We start from the raw sequence: 15,736 nt of genomic DNA on the forward strand, positions 1-15,736 counted from the left end.
GGACTCTCACCCTAGAGATGACGCCCATGCTGGGCGTACATGGAAAAGAAACGACGAATGAACGTCGTTTCTTTTTGTGTGCACATTATCGATTCTTTTTCAGCTCATCCCGTATTTCTTTCATCAGTGCAATGATCTCCTCTTGTTTCTTCCCTTGCTTGTCGAGCTGTCTCAATACCACTTGCATGCTTGATATCAGCAAGATGGCGAATACCGCTGCTGCTACCCATTCCAACCCGGACATGTCTCATCGCCCCCTTCCAGCCTTCATGTGAATCCGCTCTATTCTTCCACTCCTAGATTACCATCTTTTCCTAGCCAAATAAACGGTCCCTCCACATCCCCCTCTGCTCCCAACGGTCTATCCAGCATTCAACAGAATACGACCATGTCCTCAGAGATGTAGGCACTTTTTCCCGAATCTAGTCGGAAAAGCCTACTACCTGGGGATTATTGCCAGAAAACAAAGATTCTTGTCATAATAAAAGCAATCCTTGAGTAAAATAGTGAGGTTAACAATGAAAAAATGGGACGGCAAATCTTTTTTAGGTGGACTCATTATCGGTTCTTTATGTTTTTCCGGCATTGCTTATGCATCTACCACGACCATGATCGAGGTGGAAACCAACAATCCGCCGCTCACCTATTATTTTAACGGCATCCCCAAATCACCGCCGAACGGACAGCAGGGCTTCATTTATAAGAACACTACCTATGTACCGCTTCGCTTTCTGGTTGAAAATCTCGGCAACAATGTGATTTACGATCCGAACAGCGCTTCTCTGTACATCGGCAAGTTTCCGAGCGTCAAAATGTACTCCAAATTGGAAGCGGTAAATCAGGTGAAGCGAAATTACGGCCATACGTTCCTCCCCCATTATGTCGTGGAATACGATCACGACGATGAAAGAGGAAACTACGTGATCCATGTTTACGAGAAAATCGTCAGCAACTTCCAGACAGGCGACAGCTTTATCAAAACCCACGGCTGGTACACGGTAAATCCGAATACCGGTGAAGTGAAGCAATTATTTTAATCTTTCAAATCTACGATTGGAAAACGCCTCCTTGTCCAGAGGCGTTTTTTCATGAAAAAGAGCCCTCAGCACGATTGGATTCGTGTGAAGGCTCACGCTCTTGCGCGGCTATTAATCGTCGCATTTCTCCGCTTTTCCTTCGGCTTTTGCCGTGCGGAAAGAGGATCCGCAGCCGCAGCTTGCCACTGCATTCGGATTGTGGATGGAGAATCCGCCGCCCATCATGGACTCCTTATAATCAATTTCAGTACCATCGATGTATTCGTAGCTATCTTTATCGACAACGATCCGGATGTCGTTTTGGAAGAAGGTTTGATCGCCTTCTTTGATTTCCTGATCCCAACCCATGCCATACGTGAAACCGCTGCATCCGCCTGGACGAACGCCTACGCGCAGAAACATGTTTGGATTGTTTTCAGCCTGCAGCATTTCTTTTACTTTGCGGCTCGCATTTTCGGTAAGTGTGATCATCCGTATCCCTCCCTTGCTCTTCCTGAAATCGAAGCTGCTATTTGCCTCTTCCTTATCAGTATACTAAAGAAATCGATCCTGCAACAAGGTTTCCGACAATTGACCGACACTTCCACATGTTGTACGAAAAAAAATAACAGCGACCCTCGCCTTTTAGGCAAAATTCGCTGTGTTCTCCAATATATAAAAACGATATGGTTTCTTTTTTCGCCCTGTCTTGGCTAGGGTGAAATCCAACTCCATCAATTCATTGTGTAGCTCATCGATCATCTTGCTGTATGCCAACACGTCCGGATGATCCAGACCGTATTCCAATCCGGTTTTCACCATCTGCAGTCGAAGGAGTTCAATTTTTTCCAACAAATCGTCACGCACTTCTATCTCCTCCAAATAGATGAGTCAAGCCTTATTGCCTATCATTGTACAGGAACAAAATGTAATTAGCAAACATATTTTCCTAGAACGAATGACATATCAAATAATGTATTTTTTTGTAAAGATATGACGAAAGCCCTGTAAAACTTCTTATATTGTTACGGGAGCGAAACAGTTTTATAATGAATATGCTTCGCTTGACCGTGGTGGGCTTTTTGCGCACTCGCTCTTACATCTTTGCCAAGCCCAAGAATGATCTTGATATGAAAGGACGGTAGTATTGTGTCAATTTTAACTTTACCTTCGCAAGACAAATCCTTGCAGCAAGTAGCTGAAAAAGTAATTCATGGTGAACGTTTGAGCATTGAAGATGGCCTCGCCTTGTATGCTTCTCACGATTTGATGACGATCGGACAGCTGGCGAATCTCGTCAATCAACGCAAAAATGGCGACAATGTTTATTTTATTCAAAACCTATACATTAATCCAACGAACGTCTGTGAAGCCAACTGTCGTTTCTGTGGTTTCCGCAGGGACCTCGGTGAAGACGGCGCTTATACGATGAACAAGGACGAATTGCTGCACTATGTGAGCAGTCGTTTCCATGAGGGCATCCGTGAGTTTCACATTGTCGGCGGCCACAACCAGCATGAAAGCTTTGATTATTACGTAGAAAACGTGCGTATTTTGAAAGAAGCTTACCCAAATGTGACCATCAAAGCTTATACCGGTGCTGAAATTGAATTCTTCTCCCGCATTTCCGGTCTTTCCTTCCGCGAAGTCATTGAAGAATTGAAGAAAGCCGGGGTAGAAAGCTTGACTGGCGGAGGGGCGGAAATCCTGACCGAGCGTTACCGTGAAAAAATGAGCCCAGAAAAAGCTAGCACGGATGATTGGCTGGAAGCTCACCGTGTAGCACATCAGTTAGGTATGCGCACCCACTCCACCATGCTGTACGGTTCGATCGAAAGCATGGAAGAGCGCCTGATCCATATGGACCGTGTTCGCCGTCTGCAGGACGAGACAAACGGCTTCCAAGTGTTCATTCCACTGGCGATGCAGCCAAAAAGTGTAACGGCAGGCATCAAGCGCCGTACATCTGCCATTGACGATTTGAAAACGATCGCGATCAGCCGCTTGATGATGGACAACGTGCAGCATATCAAGGCTTACTTCATCAATATCGGTACCCAATTGACACAAGTTTCGCTGACCATGGGTGCTTCCGATGTGCATGGTACGTTGATTGAAGAGCGTATCAGCCATGCGGTAGGTGCCCTCACCCAGCAATCGCTGACTGTCGAAGAGCTGGTATGGCTCATTCAAGGTGCTGGCAAGAAAGCCATCGAACGCGATACGTTCTACAATGTCGTGAAAGAATACGAATAAGAGTTTTCTCTTCGTTCATAACGATTGAAGCCTTCCTAATCTTAGGAAGGCTTTTTGTATTTTCACCTGATGAAACTTTGTTTCAAGTCGTTCGTATACCGTTGGGAATGATTTCCGAGTGAGGTTCCTTTTTTTTGCTCAAAATAAGCAAGGGAGGAAAGAATATGCTAATCTTTGAGATCGCCCTTATTCTACTGGCCAGCAAAGTGGCGGGAGATATCAGCATGCGGCTGGGACAGCCCGCTGTCCTTGGAAAGCTGCTGATTGGTATCGTGCTTGGTCCCTCTGTCTTAGGGTTGATTACCGATCAAGAGGTCTTACATGAAATCAGTGAAATCGGGGTTATTCTCCTGATGTTTCTTGCCGGCTTGGAAACAGACCTTGATGAATTACGTTCCAATGCAAAAGCATCGGTCTTTGTCGGCCTTGGCGGGATCCTCCTCCCTTTTATCGGGGGATACATGATGGGCCAATGGCTCGGGCTGTCCTTCTATCCAGCCATTTTTCTCGGCCTGCTCCTCTCAGCGACCAGTGTCAGCATCTCTGTACAGAGCCTGCGGGAAATGAACCGGTTGAAATCGCCGGAAGGAACGACCATCCTGGGGGCAGCCATTATTGATGACGTGGTCGTCGTCCTGCTGCTTGCGTTCGTGATGAGTTTGGCAGGCAGCGCAGATGCGACATTTGGTGCCGTGCTGCTGAAAAAAGTATTGTTTTTCGCAGGGGCGATTCTCGCTTCCTGGAAACTGGTTCCATGGCTTATGAAATATTTGAGTAATTTGCGTACTAGTGAAACAACGGTTACCGCCGGTTTGATCCTCTGCTTTCTTTTCGCCTATGTATCTGAGCTCGCAGGGGTTGCCACCATTATTGGCGCGTATATGGCTGGGGTCGCCATCAGTCTGACCAAGGAAAGGCATGAGGTCTTTGAAAAGGTCGAAACCATCAGCTATTCGTTCTTTGTCCCTGTTTTCTTCACAAGCATTGGAGTAACTGCGGATTTGAGCGGCATCGGACAATACTGGGTCGTCGCCTTGGTGCTGTCGCTTGTAGCGATTGCCACGAAGCTGATCGGCTCTGGAATCGGTGCCAAGCTGGCTGGCTTTTCGACACGGTCCTCCCTCGGGATCGGAACAGGGATGGTTTCCCGCGGGGAGGTTGCCTTGATCATGGCATCGATCGGACTGCAATCCAATCTGCTTGAGCCCTGGATGTTTACCGTCTCGGTGGTTGTCGTCCTCGTCACAACAATCGTGACCCCTCCGTTGCTCAAACGAATTTTTGCAGAGGCGAAGCAATTATAAATGCCTACCCACGAAAAAAAGAAGGACTTTCTCTCAGAACGGAAAGTCCTTCTCCCAGTTTTCTTCATCTTCACGGAGCTTCTGCTTGATTTTCACCAGTAATTCTTCGTGATCTTCAGCCCCTACATAGTCACCGTTCACCAAAGCGAAGGGCTGCATGTAGCATTCTCCACAATGTCCCAAACAACCATACTCCATCACGTCCACATCGATTTCCGGATCGTTTTCCAAGGCATCGACAACGGGCTTTGTATAGGACGATACATTACTTGAGCAAAATTCAACTAACGCTTTCATTTTTATCACCTTTTCATATTGTACCTCGTTCTCTGCAAAAATCCAGCAGGAATGAACCGGGAAAAGATTCTGCTTGCATTTTTGGCGCAGTCGGACTAAAAATAGAATGGGTATATTTATTTGTGTGTAATATTCGAACGACAGAAAGGAATCGACCTGCTATGAACCAAATTGTCATCCTTGGCGGCGGTTATGGTGGATTGCGGATTGCAGAGAAGCTGCTTGCTGCAGATTTGCCGGACAGTGTAGAGATTACACTTGTGGATCGGATGCCGTTTCATGGTCTGAAAACGGAATACTACGCGCTTGCTGCAGGAACGGAACCTGAGAGCATGGTGCGGGTAGCGTATCCAAATCATCCTCGATTGAATGTGAAACATGGAGAAGTAGAACGTATTGATCTTGATGAACGCACCATCCATTTTGCAAACGGAGAGACTCTCCCCTACACTTGGATGGTAGTCGGACTCGGCTGTGAGGATCGCTATCACGGCATTCCAGGGGCCGACCTGTACACCCACTCGATTCAAACCATGCAGTCAACACGCCTTGCTTATGCCGCGTTGAACAACCTGCCTGCCTACGGACAAGTATCGGTAGTCGGCGGCGGATTAAGCGGTGTCGAACTGGCCTCCGAGCTGCGGGAAAGCCGCCCGGATCTGAACATTCGCCTGATTGACCGCGGACCAAGCATTCTCAGTCCTTTCCCTAAAAAACTGCAGGAATATGCTTCCCAATGGTTTATCCAGCATGATGTAGAGCTTGTTTCCCATGCTTGTGTCACACGAGTGGAAGAAGGCGTGCTGTACAATCATGATGCTCCGGTCGAAAGCGATGTAATCGTCTGGACAGCAGGGATTCAAGCCAATCGGATCGTGCGTGAGCTGCCTGTTGAGCACGACGGCATGGGACGCGTGGTGGTGAATGAATACTATCAGATTCCAAGCCATACGAACGTGTATATCGTCGGGGACTGCGTCAGTTTGCCATTTGCACCGAGCGCTCAGCTTGCCGAGGTGCAAGGGGAACAGATCGCAATGCTGCTGAAATGCGATACACGCGGGGAAGAGTATCCGGCCAAGCTGCCTCCGATCAAGCTGAAAGGCATGCTGGGATCTCTCGGCAAAAAGGAAGGATTTTTCTCCATGGGGAAAATGTCGCTGGTGGGGCAAATGCCTCGCATCATGAAGAGCGGCGTACTGTGGATGTATAAGAAGCATTTGGGCTGACACAACCAGCAACGACCTGAGCTTTTATCCGAGCTTCAGGTCGTTTTCTTGTTTTTTAGCCTTTCGTACGCTCCGCTTTCTTCCTCATCTCCTCGCTTACCCATTCCAGCCAGTCCAGCTCCAATTCCGTGTAAGATCGCAGAAAGCGCAAAAGGGCTCTCCTGATCAAATTTTCTTGTTCATGATCATAATTTTCAACGGGAGGAAGCCGTTCTAGCAAGGAGCGAAACGATTCACGTCTTTGGGCAATCCCCGCTAGTGCCTGCTTGTCCGGCAATACCCCCATAAACATGAGTTGAACCGCATACTCGAAATTGGGCAAGTCCGACTGTTCCAGGCCTTCACGAACCATCCGGGACAGAGCAGCTTCTCCTTGATCGGTCAGTTGGTAGACGGTTCGTTCCGGCATTTTCCCGATTTTCTCTTTTTTCGTCTCCACCCAACCCTTTTTCGTAAGGCGGGTCAATGTTTGATAAATACTTGCGCGAGTTGCCTTTGTCCACAGACGGATATGTCGTTTTTCGATGATCTTATCGATTTCATGTCCATACCGGAACCCTTCCCGCAGCAGCCCCAGCACAAGCACCTCTATATATGACACAGTTGTATCCCCCACATATTTTCAAGTCGTCCCTGCAACATTTTACCATAAATGAAGGTGGCTGGGCTGCGTACTTCCGTCTCGGGGCGGAGCGCTTTATTCGTCCTCAGTCCGTCGCAAACTAGTATGCAACATACTATTATTGTCTTAGATAAAGTCTGCAAGGAGGATTGTTATGACAGAGTCCACGAAAAAAAGCGTGACGCGCGCCCAACGCAACTGGTTAGTCATCCTGCACCTGATAACAACTGTTTTATTTGTAGGGGGAAGCTTCTGCCAATGGGTCTTGCTGCTGACCATTTTGAATACCAGCAACGGAGACGTCCTGTATGTGTCGCACTCGCTCATGCATACCGTTGATATCGCCTTGATTATTCCCGGATTATTGGGGGTCACGATTACGGGGATCATGTTGTCCATGAAGACACAATGGGGATTTTTTAAATTTTACTGGATCATCAACAAAGAAATTATAACTCTTCTCACTCTAATCCTCGGGAGCGTATTAAACATCTATGTAAGAAGTACGATTGAATTGTCATTTGATCAGCGTCTTCAGGCATTGCAAAATCCTGTCTATCTGCAAGACCGCCAAATGCTTGTTGTTCTTTCCATCATTCAGACGTCCATGCTCATTTATGTCATCGTCATTTCGATCCTCAAGCCCTGGGGAAAGAGAAAAGGCAAAAGCAATCCTTCCTTGCAAAAGGCAGGATCGTAATCGAAAAAAGGAGCAGCACAATAACTCGTCTGCTCCTTTTGATCATTCTCCACACAATTTCTACACTTTCTGTACCCGGATATAAGGAATTTGTTTGATGGAGTATGTACCGTTCAGCAGCGCTTCATTGATCACATCCAATTTTAGCAAGCTGTTGATTTTTGTGGTATCCGTTTTGGACATCAATCGCCATATGCTGCTGTCAGGCAAAGCATTGTAAACCAGCTGATCATCGTATTCTCTTCTCTCCTGATAGGAAATCGTGCATTTGTATGCTCCGCTTTCGACCGTATAAGGCCCTGGGTATAACTCCAAAATCTGTTTGCGAACGCTGTCCAATTCTGTTTCAATTTGCTTTTCCAGCTGCTTCAGCTCATGATAGCGCGCGAATAATTCCTCCATGTTCCCACCGCTCCCTTGTCCGAAGTGTCTTCTTTTAGCATATGAGCGCGAAAAAGGGCGTAGAACTTTGCGCAAACATTGTGGTGAGGGAAGGGAAGAGAGGGCGGGGCTGCGTTCTTGCCACACCCGCAAAGGAGTATTTACTGTCCGGTTACCCTGCCAAAAACGGTACGTCACGCAAAAGTTTCGAAGAAGCTGATTCATGCGTAGAGGTTGCGCGACAAGCTTGTACCGTTTTTGGCAGCTCCACCTCAGCGGGTGTGACAAAGACTCCGCCCGTCCCTCTCTTCCCTTCCTTACGTGGCTGCTGAATAAGGCCGCTCAATTAAAAGAAAAAAAACATGGAAAAAGGCTTCTCTTCAAGCTTTTATACTTATTAAATAGCCTCTGCTACGCTGGAGAGCCTGTTTCGCAACGGAGCGCCTGCTTAAGCCCATCCTAGCGGAGCAGTGAATCGCAGGAAACAGGGCCTCAACGTACCCCTGACTGCGTAGCGGCTGCTCCCCTTTTGTGGAACCCTGCGATTTACTGCGGAGCGGACAGTATCTGCCTCTCAGTAGGACGAAGAATGAAGCGGAGTTGCGAAACGTGCTCTCCCCACTGAAGCCCCTTTGATAACGTAAAAAAAAGCTGCTGGGGCATTTCCTCCCCTACAGCTTACTTCAAACCCGTAGCTTACGCTTGTTCCTCCGGAGCCACCAGTGGCTGTACGCCAAGTTCCTCCAGCTTCGTGTAAATATCTTTTAATTTCGGATTTCCTTCACCGACAATTTCCCCGGAAATTATGACAAGCGGATACCATAAATCTTCATTTACAATCCGCTCGGCCCAGCTTTTGTCTTCTTCTGTCTGCGGATGTTGGAAATCAGAATAAGTGACAATTGCTGCATGATTCCCGTATTTGCGTGATAGCGCTGCCTCAAGCCAAGCTGCCGTTTCTTTCGCTGATGGGAGGTTGACACAACTCGCGCAAAGCTGCTCTGTTCCGTATACTTTTATTTCAACAGCCATTTTGACACATCCCCTTCCCATTCCATCCGGCGCAAAAAGTGTTGCGAATTACGAGAGCGCCTGTTCCAGGTCTTCGATCAGATCCTGCACGTCTTCGATTCCGACAGAAATGCGAACCAAGCCGTCGGTTATCCCTAGTTCAGCGCGACGCTCCGCTGGAATCGATGCATGGGTCATGCGTGCCGGCACACTGATCAAGCTTTCCACCGCACCCAGCGATTCCGCAAGTGTGAACCATTTTACTTTGGCCAGTACTTCTTCCGCTCTTGCTGCGCTTCCCACGTCAAAGGAGATCATTCCTCCAAAGCCGCGCGCTTGCTTTTTGATCAGTTCATGACCGGGATGATTTTCCAAACCTGGGTAAATAACCCTTTCGATGTCTTTGCGTTCGGAGAGCCATTTCGCTAAAGTCCGGGTATTTTCCTCGTGTTCCTCCATGCGGATCCCCAGCGTTTTCATTCCCCGCAGAAGCAGCCACGAATCCTGTGGTCCCAAAATGCCACCGATCGCGTTTTGCAGGAAGTGGAGGTCTTCTCCGAGCTGCGCATCCTTGGTAACGACCAAGCCTGCCACCACGTCGCTGTGGCCGCCCAGGTACTTCGTTGCACTGTGATATACGATATCTGCACCCAGATCAAGCGGATTTTGCCAGTAAGGAGTCATAAAGGTATTGTCTACCGCGAGCAGAACGCCCTTAGACTTCGCGATCTTAGCCAGTGCTGCGATATCGCTTACCTTGAGCAAAGGATTCGTTGGCGTTTCCATGATGATTGCTTTCGTTTCCGGGCGAATCGCCGCTTCTACCGCTGCCAGATCACTTGTATCTACAAAGGTCGCTTCCAAGCCCTGACGGAGGAAAACGCGTGTGACGACACGATATGTACCGCCGTAAACATCATCCCCCACTACGATATGATCGCCTTTGTCAAACATGGAAAGGATGGTCGACAATGCCGCCATGCCGGAGCCAAATGCCAGCCCGCGTGCGCCGCCCTCGATCTCCGCAATGTACGTCTCCAGTGCGTGTCTAGTCGGATTGCCGGTACGGGAGTATTCGAAGCCTTTATGCTTGCCGATGGCTTCCTGCTTGTAGGTGCTGACCTGATAAATCGGAACTGATACCGCTCCTGTTGCCGGATCCCCATCAATGCCGCCGTGAATCAATCTTGTTTTCAAACGCATAACTCAAATCCCTCCCTGATATATTTTCTTGCTCAGATAACGTTCGCTGCTATCCGGGAAAATCGTCACGATGTTGGTGCCTGGCTTGGCTTGTTTGGCCTCGCGCAAAGCTGCTTCCAATGCTGCTCCGGATGAGCTGCCAACCAGTATTCCTTCCTTCGCTGCCAATTCTTTCACTCTGGCAAAAGCCTCGGTATCCAGGATGGTGTGGATGGCATCGAAGTAGCTTGGGTCCATGAACCCAGGCAAGAATTCCATCCCGATCCCTTCTGTTTTATGCGGACCTGGTGCGCCACCGTTAAGGATCGAGCCCTCTGGTTCGACAATCACTGTTTTGATTTCAGGCTTTTGCTCCTTCAAATAACGAGCCGTCCCCATAAATGTTCCGCCCGAACCTGCTCCTGCGACAAACACATCGATGTTGCCGTCCATTTGCGACCAGATTTCCGGACCTGTTGTTTTATAATGGGCGTCCGGATTGGCCGGGTTGGCGAACTGCTGCGGAACAAAAGAATTCGGAATCGAGGCAGCCAGCTCCTGCGCCTTGGCAATGGCGCCGCGAATTCCTTGCTCGGTAGGTGTATTGACAACCTCTGCACCTAATGCGCGCATCAGCTCCTGTTTTTCTTCAGAAAACTTTGCCGGTACGCAGAATATGACGCGGTAGCCGGTCCCCACTGCGGCCAAAGCAACGCCAATTCCGGTATTCCCGGCGGTTGGTTCGATGATGGTTCCCCCTGGTTTCAGCTGTCCGTTCTCTTCCGCTGCACGAATCAGTTCGACCCCCAGACGGTCTTTGACGCTTCCCCCTGGATTATAGGTTTCCAGCTTGGCGAAAAGTCGCACACCTTCTGGCAATTCGAACTGGGTAAGCTCGACGATTGGAGTGTTGCCAATGAGTTCCTTGATATTTCGATAAACCTTCACTTGCAGATCCCTCGTTTCATCTATTGGGCGTGGGGACTCGTGACGTTTGTCAAGAGTCGGTCACGATCGTTAACTGCTATATTATAGCATGACCAAGAAAAAAGAACATGACCCGACTACACTCACAAAATACGACACCACCCGTAACAGCAGTTTTTCACTATCAACACAGTAAAAAATGTGGAAAGTGTTGAAATCGTGAGCATAATCATGGATTTCTCCCGTTCAGGGCATTATAATAAGGAGGAGGAATGGAAAGGAGTGAATGAATCATGGAAGTGTTCGAACAAGTACAAGAGGTTCTAGATAAACTTCGTCCCTATTTGCAACGCGACGGCGGAGACGTACAGCTGGTTGACGTAGAAGATGGCATCGTAAAATTGCGTCTGATGGGCGCATGCGGCAGCTGCCCTTCCTCCACGATCACTTTGAAAGCTGGGATCGAGCGCGCGCTGATCGAAGAAATCCCTGGCATTCAAGAAGTACAACAAGTATTCTAAGAACGGCCATTGAAACCCCCTACCGATGCTGGAGGGGGTTTTTTGCTGCCTTCTGCAGAAAAGCGAGCACTTTTTCGACATAGGCATCCGGCTCTTTCGCATAGCTGCGGACATGGCCAGCCTCCGGAACCAGCCACAAATCCGTCAGTGGATGCTGCGACTCGGCAACGAGCTTGCGGCTGTGATCATGCGGGATGGTTTGGTCACCCGTCCCATGGATCAGCAGGATCGGCCGGTTGCCCATTTTTTGCACCGCCCGATAAGGAGCAACGTGTCTTGGCTGAGCCTTTACCAGAAAGGGCAGCAGGCTAAGCATCAGCTGGTTGAACGGAAAACGGGGAAGCCCGGTCCATGTGCTGAGATTTTCCTGCAAATATTCATCCAGGGCATAATACGGAGAATCCGCGACGACAAACTGGACCCGCTCGTCTTCTCCCGCTGCAAGCAAGGACGTCACCGCTCCCATTGAAAAGCCGATGAGCGCGATCTGCTGGCTGGGATAGGTCTCGCTGACAAAATCAATCGCTCCCAGCAAATCTCGCTGCTCCAAATAGCCGACCGTGGTTATCTTGCCTTCCGATAACCCCGAGTTGCGGAAATCATACATCAATATATCGTACCCTTCCGCCAGCAGACGTTTTGCCAGTGAAAGCGCAGGCAAATGAGGCTCCAGCCGATTTTGGCTGTACCCGTGCGAAAAAATCATCGTAATGCCGTTTGCGGCACTCCCGTTTTGCGCCGCCGATAGATACCAGCCGGACAATCGGATGTCTGGATCGCGGCTCGGAAAGCTCACCTCTTCATATGTATGTATCCCAAAATCCTCCGGTTTCATGCTCAGCGGTTTACGCGGCGGATGCATCAGCTTCCAACCGACGTACAGTGCGATCGCCGTGAGTGAGACGACCGCAAGCATGATCAGCATGAACAGGATCAGACTTGCCAACCACCAACCGTTCATACGGGTGTCAACGGCTCCTTTCCGGTCAGTACTGCCACAATATTTTCCGCAGCCAGCCGTGCCATCCGGTTGCGAGTCTCATAGGTCGCACTCCCGATGTGCGGCAAGGCTACGACATTGGGGAGAGTCAACAACGGATGATCCATCGGGACCGGCTCTTTTTGAAAGACATCCAGGCCAGCCGCCCAGATCCGCTTCTCCACCAATGCGCGATACAAAGCCTGCTCATCGACCGTCCCGCCGCGTGAGGCATTAATAAAGACGGCCGTCTCCTTCATCAAGGACAATTCCCGCTCGCCAATCAGCCCGCGTGTTTCTGCGGTCAACGGGGTCAACACGACGACATAATCCGCCTGCTGCAGCAACTCGTCCAAATCCGCATAGCGCGCATCCAGCGCCTCCTCCACTTCCGTGCGACGGCGCCGGTTGTGATAGAGAATCGGCATATCAAAGCCCTTAGCCCGCTTTGCCACCGCTTCTCCAATTCTGCCCATGCCAATGATCCCGAGAGTTGCCCCGTGACAGCGTTGACCCGCCATTAAATACGGGTTCCACGTCGACCATTCTCCGTTGTGCAAAAAACGATTTGCTTCCATCAGGCGGCGTCCGGTTGCCAGTAGCAGCGCAAAGACGAGATCGGCTGTGGCTTCCGTCAGCACATCAGGCGTATTGGTCACGATCACGCCCTTCTTTTTCGCGGCGGCCACATCGATGTTATCGTAGCCCACTGCCATGTTCGCTACGATACGCAGCTGGTTCGCATGCGCCAGCACTTCTTCATCCACCTTCTCCGTCAGCATGGTGAAGAGAGCATCTGCCTTTTTCGCCTTCTCCACCAATACGTCACGCGGCACAGCGCTCTCTTCTTCCCATACGTCTACCTCAGCTACCTCTTCAAGCATGGAGATGATCTCAACTGCTACTCTTCTCGTCATAAATACGTTCGGTTTCTTCATCGGCAGTCCTCCATAGCCATTCGATTGGGGGAAGCGCTGCTCCATATCTGGCTGCTACAAATGCCGGGTAGTTGCGGAGCCCACTTTCCATCTGGATCAATTCTTCGTCGAGCATGTCACGCCAGTCGCTGAAATCGATGCTTTCCCGTTCTTCCGGTGATAACGCGCGATAGGTCTCGACAATTTTCAAGAAGCGACCGGGATAAAGCAAGAGAGAGTAAATGATCGCGTACTCTTCGCCGGACAGGGCAGAAACGCTGTTGTAGCCATCCAGAAACTGCCCGATCCGTTCCTCATTCCAACCATTTTTGCGTACGTCCGTCTTGATCCATTGTCCTACATCACGGGCCCGCATATCAATGACCCAGGACCATTCCCCCGCAAAATAACGCGTGCCGTTATCCGCAAAAAGCAAATAGCCTTCATCAAAATTTTGGTACGCGATTTTTCCAAAATCGGCCGTATCCTTTACGACCTGATGATAGCCGCTATCCAGCAAATATTGGACGGAAAGCTCCCCGATGTGATGCACATACGTATAGGTCGTAAGCAAATATTCGTCAAAAGGGGTAAATCCCCCTCCCACATCCATCTCATCCCGGTAACCGCTGTACTGGCGCAGCTTTTTTCTCCACATGGAAGGCCAATTCCCCAGGGAGCGATACGGATAAAACAGCCGTTCTCCGGTAAATCCAGCCGTGCCCAAGTGGAATCTGGCCAATGCCTGACCAATCTCAAAAGCTGGCTCAAGCAAAGCGGCTTCCCGTACGCCTAACTGCAGAAAATACATCTCGTCATCCTGCAGAACATACCGCTGTCCGTCCACGGTTTTCGTGACAGGAAGCAAGCCATATTCGCAGTGCTGTCCCAGATGCTTTTGCACTTTTTCCATGAATTTCTTTTTATACCGATAGACAGCTGGGCAGCTGTACAGATACTGGACGCCACGATCTGTTACCAGCATGGTTCGGCTGCCGATTTCCCTGCATTCCAATACTTTCAGGCCATAGTGCTCTTTTACGAGCGCTCTGATCTCCTCCACTGCGCACTCCTCCTTCAGCCCAATCATCATGCTACGCTATCCTATGTCGATTGGGCGGGATAGGTGCCTAGTGGTTAGGGAGATACTATTGCCACGATAAGCAAAAAGGGGGAGGTCCTCATGCAATTTGTCGAATCGCAAAAAACCTACAACGCTGCACTGCAGCTTCTTGCTCAACGCGGGGTGCGGATCCAGGATATCGCCGAAATCGTCTTTTTTCTGCAGGAGAACTACATATCCGGACTGACGATGGATCGATGCGAAGAGAGCGTGCATGCGGTATTGCAAAAAAGGGAAGTGCAAAATGCCCTCATCACCGGTATCCAGCTGGATATGCTGGCCGAACAGAACCAACTGATTTCCCCGCTGCAGGAAATCATCGCATCCGATGAATCCTTGTACGGGATCGACGAGGTGATGTCCTTCGCCATCGTCAATTTATATGGCAGCATTGGCTTTACCAACTATGGGTATGTCGACAAGCTGAAACACGGCATTCTCGAAAAGCTGAATGACAAACGCAATGGCGTCCATACCTTTCTCGATGATTTGGTCGGCGCGATTGCCGCTGCGGCATCCAGCCGCCTCGCTCACCGGGTTCGCCGGGAAGCGGAAGAACGACTGCAGATGCAAAGGGAATTTAATCTCACGGCCAAATAAAGCCGTTGCCAGCTCAGGAGATACCAGATGTATCTCCTTTTTGTTCACCCTTTATAGTTACGCGCGCTTCTTCCTGAACAAGAGAACAATCAATATCCCGAGCGCAGCCAGCAGTAGCCACCAGACAAAGGGAAACGTGTACCACTCCGTCAAAATCGGGCTTGCCTCTACTGGCGGCGGGGTTACTGGCGGGGCAGTTTCCGACGGCTGCTTGCCAATTCCCAGTACCCCCAAGTCCTCTGACGCGGCCGTCAGCGTATTCGTCCGCGTGCATATGTTGGTTTCCAGCACTCCTTGCTCATTTTTATACGTATAGACCACATAGGCCTCATTCAGCGTAAATTCATAACCGCAGCTAGCCGAATCCAAGGCTGTCTGAACACGAACCTGCTTCTGCGTGTCTCCCTTCCATGTCTGGGTTACCTCAAACGTCACAGTGACCGGATCGCTGCTGGAAAGAATGCCCTGGCCATTTGGTTTCGGTTCGTTAATCTGGATGACTTTGCCGGCAAACACAGCCTCTGCTTTGGCCAAAGCTTCTTGCACGTCCGGCAGTTGAACACACGAACAAGCATAGGTGCGAGAAGGCATTGACAGGCTCCATGCACCAATCAAAAGAAAGAGCAGCAATAACGAAACTAGCTTTCTCATTCGCATGTCCTCCCATTTTT

The 15,736-nt window shown here is 49.7% G+C and carries 20 protein-coding genes; 7 read left to right on the forward strand and 13 right to left on the reverse strand.

Annotated elements, in window-relative coordinates:
- Positions 1 to 85 precede the first annotated feature (85 nt).
- A complete protein-coding gene (locus tag EIZ37_RS25875; protein ID WP_167568737.1) occupies positions 86 to 244 on the reverse strand; it encodes a hypothetical protein in 159 nt (52 codons plus the stop codon).
- Positions 245 to 518: 274 nt separating this feature from the next.
- Between EIZ37_RS25875 and EIZ37_RS08290 the strand changes: the two genes are divergently transcribed.
- Positions 519 to 1,037, forward strand: a complete 519-nt coding sequence (locus tag EIZ37_RS08290; RefSeq protein ID WP_134684127.1) for a stalk domain-containing protein — start codon at positions 519 to 521, stop codon at positions 1,035 to 1,037.
- A gap of 111 nt (positions 1,038 to 1,148) precedes the next feature.
- Here EIZ37_RS08290 and erpA read toward each other — a convergent pair whose 3' ends face one another.
- Together erpA and EIZ37_RS08300 are read right to left on the reverse strand one after the other, a co-directional pair.
- Positions 1,149 to 1,508: an iron-sulfur cluster insertion protein ErpA gene (gene erpA, locus EIZ37_RS08295; RefSeq protein WP_134684128.1), complete on the reverse strand. Its 360-nt coding sequence runs from the start codon at positions 1,506 to 1,508 to the stop codon at positions 1,149 to 1,151.
- Positions 1,509 to 1,661: 153 nt separating this feature from the next.
- The gene (locus EIZ37_RS08300; RefSeq protein WP_134684129.1) at positions 1,662 to 1,883 is read right to left on the reverse strand and encodes an aspartyl-phosphate phosphatase Spo0E family protein; all 222 of its coding nucleotides are present in this window, start codon (positions 1,881 to 1,883) and stop codon (positions 1,662 to 1,664) included.
- Positions 1,884 to 2,165: 282 nt separating this feature from the next.
- On the opposite strand from EIZ37_RS08300, the gene mqnE reads away from it, so the two are divergent.
- Both mqnE and EIZ37_RS08310 read left to right on the forward strand, forming a co-directional pair.
- On the forward strand, positions 2,166 to 3,272 hold the full coding sequence (mqnE, locus tag EIZ37_RS08305) for an aminofutalosine synthase MqnE (RefSeq protein ID WP_134684130.1): 1,107 nt from the start codon (positions 2,166 to 2,168) through the stop codon (positions 3,270 to 3,272).
- A 164-nt stretch (positions 3,273 to 3,436) separates the two neighbouring features.
- Positions 3,437 to 4,576 (forward strand): cation:proton antiporter, encoded by a 1,140-nt coding sequence (locus EIZ37_RS08310; protein WP_134684131.1) that lies wholly within the window; start codon positions 3,437 to 3,439, stop codon positions 4,574 to 4,576.
- Positions 4,577 to 4,609: 33 nt separating this feature from the next.
- Here EIZ37_RS08310 and EIZ37_RS08315 read toward each other — a convergent pair whose 3' ends face one another.
- Complete coding sequence (locus EIZ37_RS08315; protein ID WP_134684132.1) at positions 4,610 to 4,873, reverse strand: DUF1450 domain-containing protein; 264 nt, start codon at positions 4,871 to 4,873, stop codon at positions 4,610 to 4,612.
- Positions 4,874 to 5,034: 161 nt separating this feature from the next.
- On the opposite strand from EIZ37_RS08315, the gene EIZ37_RS08320 reads away from it, so the two are divergent.
- Positions 5,035 to 6,102, forward strand: a complete 1,068-nt coding sequence (locus EIZ37_RS08320; protein ID WP_134684133.1) for an NAD(P)/FAD-dependent oxidoreductase — start codon at positions 5,035 to 5,037, stop codon at positions 6,100 to 6,102.
- Positions 6,103 to 6,157: 55 nt separating this feature from the next.
- Here the strand turns inward: EIZ37_RS08320 and EIZ37_RS08325 are convergent, their stop codons facing one another.
- Positions 6,158 to 6,703: a PadR family transcriptional regulator gene (locus EIZ37_RS08325; protein ID WP_167568739.1), complete on the reverse strand. Its 546-nt coding sequence runs from the start codon at positions 6,701 to 6,703 to the stop codon at positions 6,158 to 6,160.
- A 175-nt stretch (positions 6,704 to 6,878) separates the two neighbouring features.
- Here EIZ37_RS08325 and EIZ37_RS08330 point away from each other — a divergent pair, with 175 nt between their 5' ends.
- Entirely contained in the window at positions 6,879 to 7,424 is a 546-nt protein-coding gene (locus tag EIZ37_RS08330; RefSeq protein ID WP_134684135.1) for a hypothetical protein, read from the forward strand.
- Positions 7,425 to 7,484: 60 nt separating this feature from the next.
- On the opposite strand, the gene EIZ37_RS08335 is transcribed toward EIZ37_RS08330, so the two are convergent.
- The 4 genes from EIZ37_RS08335 to cysK form a co-directional block, all read right to left on the reverse strand.
- The gene (locus EIZ37_RS08335) at positions 7,485 to 7,826 is read right to left on the reverse strand and encodes a hypothetical protein (protein WP_134684136.1); all 342 of its coding nucleotides are present in this window, start codon (positions 7,824 to 7,826) and stop codon (positions 7,485 to 7,487) included.
- Between the two features lie 675 nt (positions 7,827 to 8,501).
- Complete coding sequence (locus EIZ37_RS08340) at positions 8,502 to 8,837, reverse strand: YuzD family protein (protein ID WP_134684137.1); 336 nt, start codon at positions 8,835 to 8,837, stop codon at positions 8,502 to 8,504.
- A gap of 48 nt (positions 8,838 to 8,885) precedes the next feature.
- Positions 8,886 to 10,019: a bifunctional cystathionine gamma-lyase/homocysteine desulfhydrase gene (locus tag EIZ37_RS08345; RefSeq protein ID WP_134684138.1), complete on the reverse strand. Its 1,134-nt coding sequence runs from the start codon at positions 10,017 to 10,019 to the stop codon at positions 8,886 to 8,888.
- Between the two features lie 3 nt (positions 10,020 to 10,022).
- On the reverse strand, positions 10,023 to 10,946 hold the full coding sequence (gene cysK, locus EIZ37_RS08350; RefSeq protein WP_134684139.1) for a cysteine synthase A: 924 nt from the start codon (positions 10,944 to 10,946) through the stop codon (positions 10,023 to 10,025).
- Positions 10,947 to 11,218: 272 nt separating this feature from the next.
- Here cysK and EIZ37_RS08355 point away from each other — a divergent pair, with 272 nt between their 5' ends.
- Complete coding sequence (locus tag EIZ37_RS08355) at positions 11,219 to 11,446, forward strand: NifU family protein (RefSeq protein WP_134684140.1); 228 nt, start codon at positions 11,219 to 11,221, stop codon at positions 11,444 to 11,446.
- Positions 11,447 to 11,465: 19 nt separating this feature from the next.
- On the opposite strand, the gene EIZ37_RS08360 is transcribed toward EIZ37_RS08355, so the two are convergent.
- The 3 genes from EIZ37_RS08360 to EIZ37_RS08370 are packed head-to-tail and all read right to left on the reverse strand — an operon-like array spanning position 11,466 to position 14,405.
- Positions 11,466 to 12,407, reverse strand: a complete 942-nt coding sequence (locus EIZ37_RS08360) for an alpha/beta hydrolase (RefSeq protein ID WP_134684141.1) — start codon at positions 12,405 to 12,407, stop codon at positions 11,466 to 11,468.
- Positions 12,404 to 13,363, reverse strand: coding sequence for a 2-hydroxyacid dehydrogenase (locus EIZ37_RS08365; protein WP_134684142.1), 960 nt, complete (start codon positions 13,361 to 13,363; stop codon positions 12,404 to 12,406). Before EIZ37_RS08365 ends, EIZ37_RS08360 begins: the two co-directional genes overlap by 4 nt.
- Positions 13,320 to 14,405 (reverse strand): protein kinase family protein, encoded by a 1,086-nt coding sequence (locus EIZ37_RS08370; RefSeq protein ID WP_235827924.1) that lies wholly within the window; start codon positions 14,403 to 14,405, stop codon positions 13,320 to 13,322. The genes EIZ37_RS08365 and EIZ37_RS08370 overlap by 44 nt, the downstream gene beginning before the upstream one ends.
- A gap of 120 nt (positions 14,406 to 14,525) precedes the next feature.
- Between EIZ37_RS08370 and EIZ37_RS08375 the strand changes: the two genes are divergently transcribed.
- Positions 14,526 to 15,065 carry a phosphatidylglycerophosphatase A family protein gene (locus tag EIZ37_RS08375; protein WP_134684143.1) on the forward strand — a complete coding sequence of 180 codons (540 nt, stop codon included), beginning with the start codon at positions 14,526 to 14,528 and terminating at the stop codon, positions 15,063 to 15,065.
- A 57-nt stretch (positions 15,066 to 15,122) separates the two neighbouring features.
- Here the strand turns inward: EIZ37_RS08375 and EIZ37_RS08380 are convergent, their stop codons facing one another.
- Complete coding sequence (locus tag EIZ37_RS08380; RefSeq protein WP_167568741.1) at positions 15,123 to 15,716, reverse strand: hypothetical protein; 594 nt, start codon at positions 15,714 to 15,716, stop codon at positions 15,123 to 15,125.
- Positions 15,717 to 15,736 lie beyond the last annotated feature (20 nt).

Origin of the sequence: Brevibacillus migulae (genome assembly GCF_004521915.1) — a bacterium.
In the GTDB taxonomy this organism is placed as follows: Bacteria; Bacillota; Bacilli; order Brevibacillales; family Brevibacillaceae; genus Brevibacillus_F; species Brevibacillus_F migulae.

What these genes read in the sequence shown, in the direction of transcription:
- EIZ37_RS25875 (WP_167568737.1), bottom strand. Translation starts at nt 244, where the DNA reads ATGTCCGGGTTGGAATGGGTAGCAGCAGCGGTATTCGCCATCTTGCTG.
- EIZ37_RS08290 (WP_134684127.1), top strand. Translation starts at nt 519, where the DNA reads ATGAAAAAATGGGACGGCAAATCTTTTTTAGGTGGACTCATTATCGGT.
- erpA (WP_134684128.1), bottom strand. Translation starts at nt 1,508, where the DNA reads ATGATCACACTTACCGAAAATGCGAGCCGCAAAGTAAAAGAAATGCTG.
- EIZ37_RS08310 (WP_134684131.1), top strand. Translation starts at nt 3,437, where the DNA reads ATGCTAATCTTTGAGATCGCCCTTATTCTACTGGCCAGCAAAGTGGCG.
- EIZ37_RS08315 (WP_134684132.1), bottom strand. Translation starts at nt 4,873, where the DNA reads ATGAAAGCGTTAGTTGAATTTTGCTCAAGTAATGTATCGTCCTATACA.
- EIZ37_RS08320 (WP_134684133.1), top strand. Translation starts at nt 5,035, where the DNA reads ATGAACCAAATTGTCATCCTTGGCGGCGGTTATGGTGGATTGCGGATT.
- EIZ37_RS08330 (WP_134684135.1), top strand. Translation starts at nt 6,879, where the DNA reads ATGACAGAGTCCACGAAAAAAAGCGTGACGCGCGCCCAACGCAACTGG.
- EIZ37_RS08335 (WP_134684136.1), bottom strand. Translation starts at nt 7,826, where the DNA reads ATGGAGGAATTATTCGCGCGCTATCATGAGCTGAAGCAGCTGGAAAAG.
- EIZ37_RS08340 (WP_134684137.1), bottom strand. Translation starts at nt 8,837, where the DNA reads ATGGCTGTTGAAATAAAAGTATACGGAACAGAGCAGCTTTGCGCGAGT.
- EIZ37_RS08345 (WP_134684138.1), bottom strand. Translation starts at nt 10,019, where the DNA reads ATGCGTTTGAAAACAAGATTGATTCACGGCGGCATTGATGGGGATCCG.
- EIZ37_RS08355 (WP_134684140.1), top strand. Translation starts at nt 11,219, where the DNA reads ATGGAAGTGTTCGAACAAGTACAAGAGGTTCTAGATAAACTTCGTCCC.
- EIZ37_RS08360 (WP_134684141.1), bottom strand. Translation starts at nt 12,407, where the DNA reads ATGAACGGTTGGTGGTTGGCAAGTCTGATCCTGTTCATGCTGATCATG.
- EIZ37_RS08365 (WP_134684142.1), bottom strand. Translation starts at nt 13,363, where the DNA reads ATGAAGAAACCGAACGTATTTATGACGAGAAGAGTAGCAGTTGAGATC.
- EIZ37_RS08375 (WP_134684143.1), top strand. Translation starts at nt 14,526, where the DNA reads ATGCAATTTGTCGAATCGCAAAAAACCTACAACGCTGCACTGCAGCTT.
- EIZ37_RS08380 (WP_167568741.1), bottom strand. Translation starts at nt 15,716, where the DNA reads ATGAGAAAGCTAGTTTCGTTATTGCTGCTCTTTCTTTTGATTGGTGCA.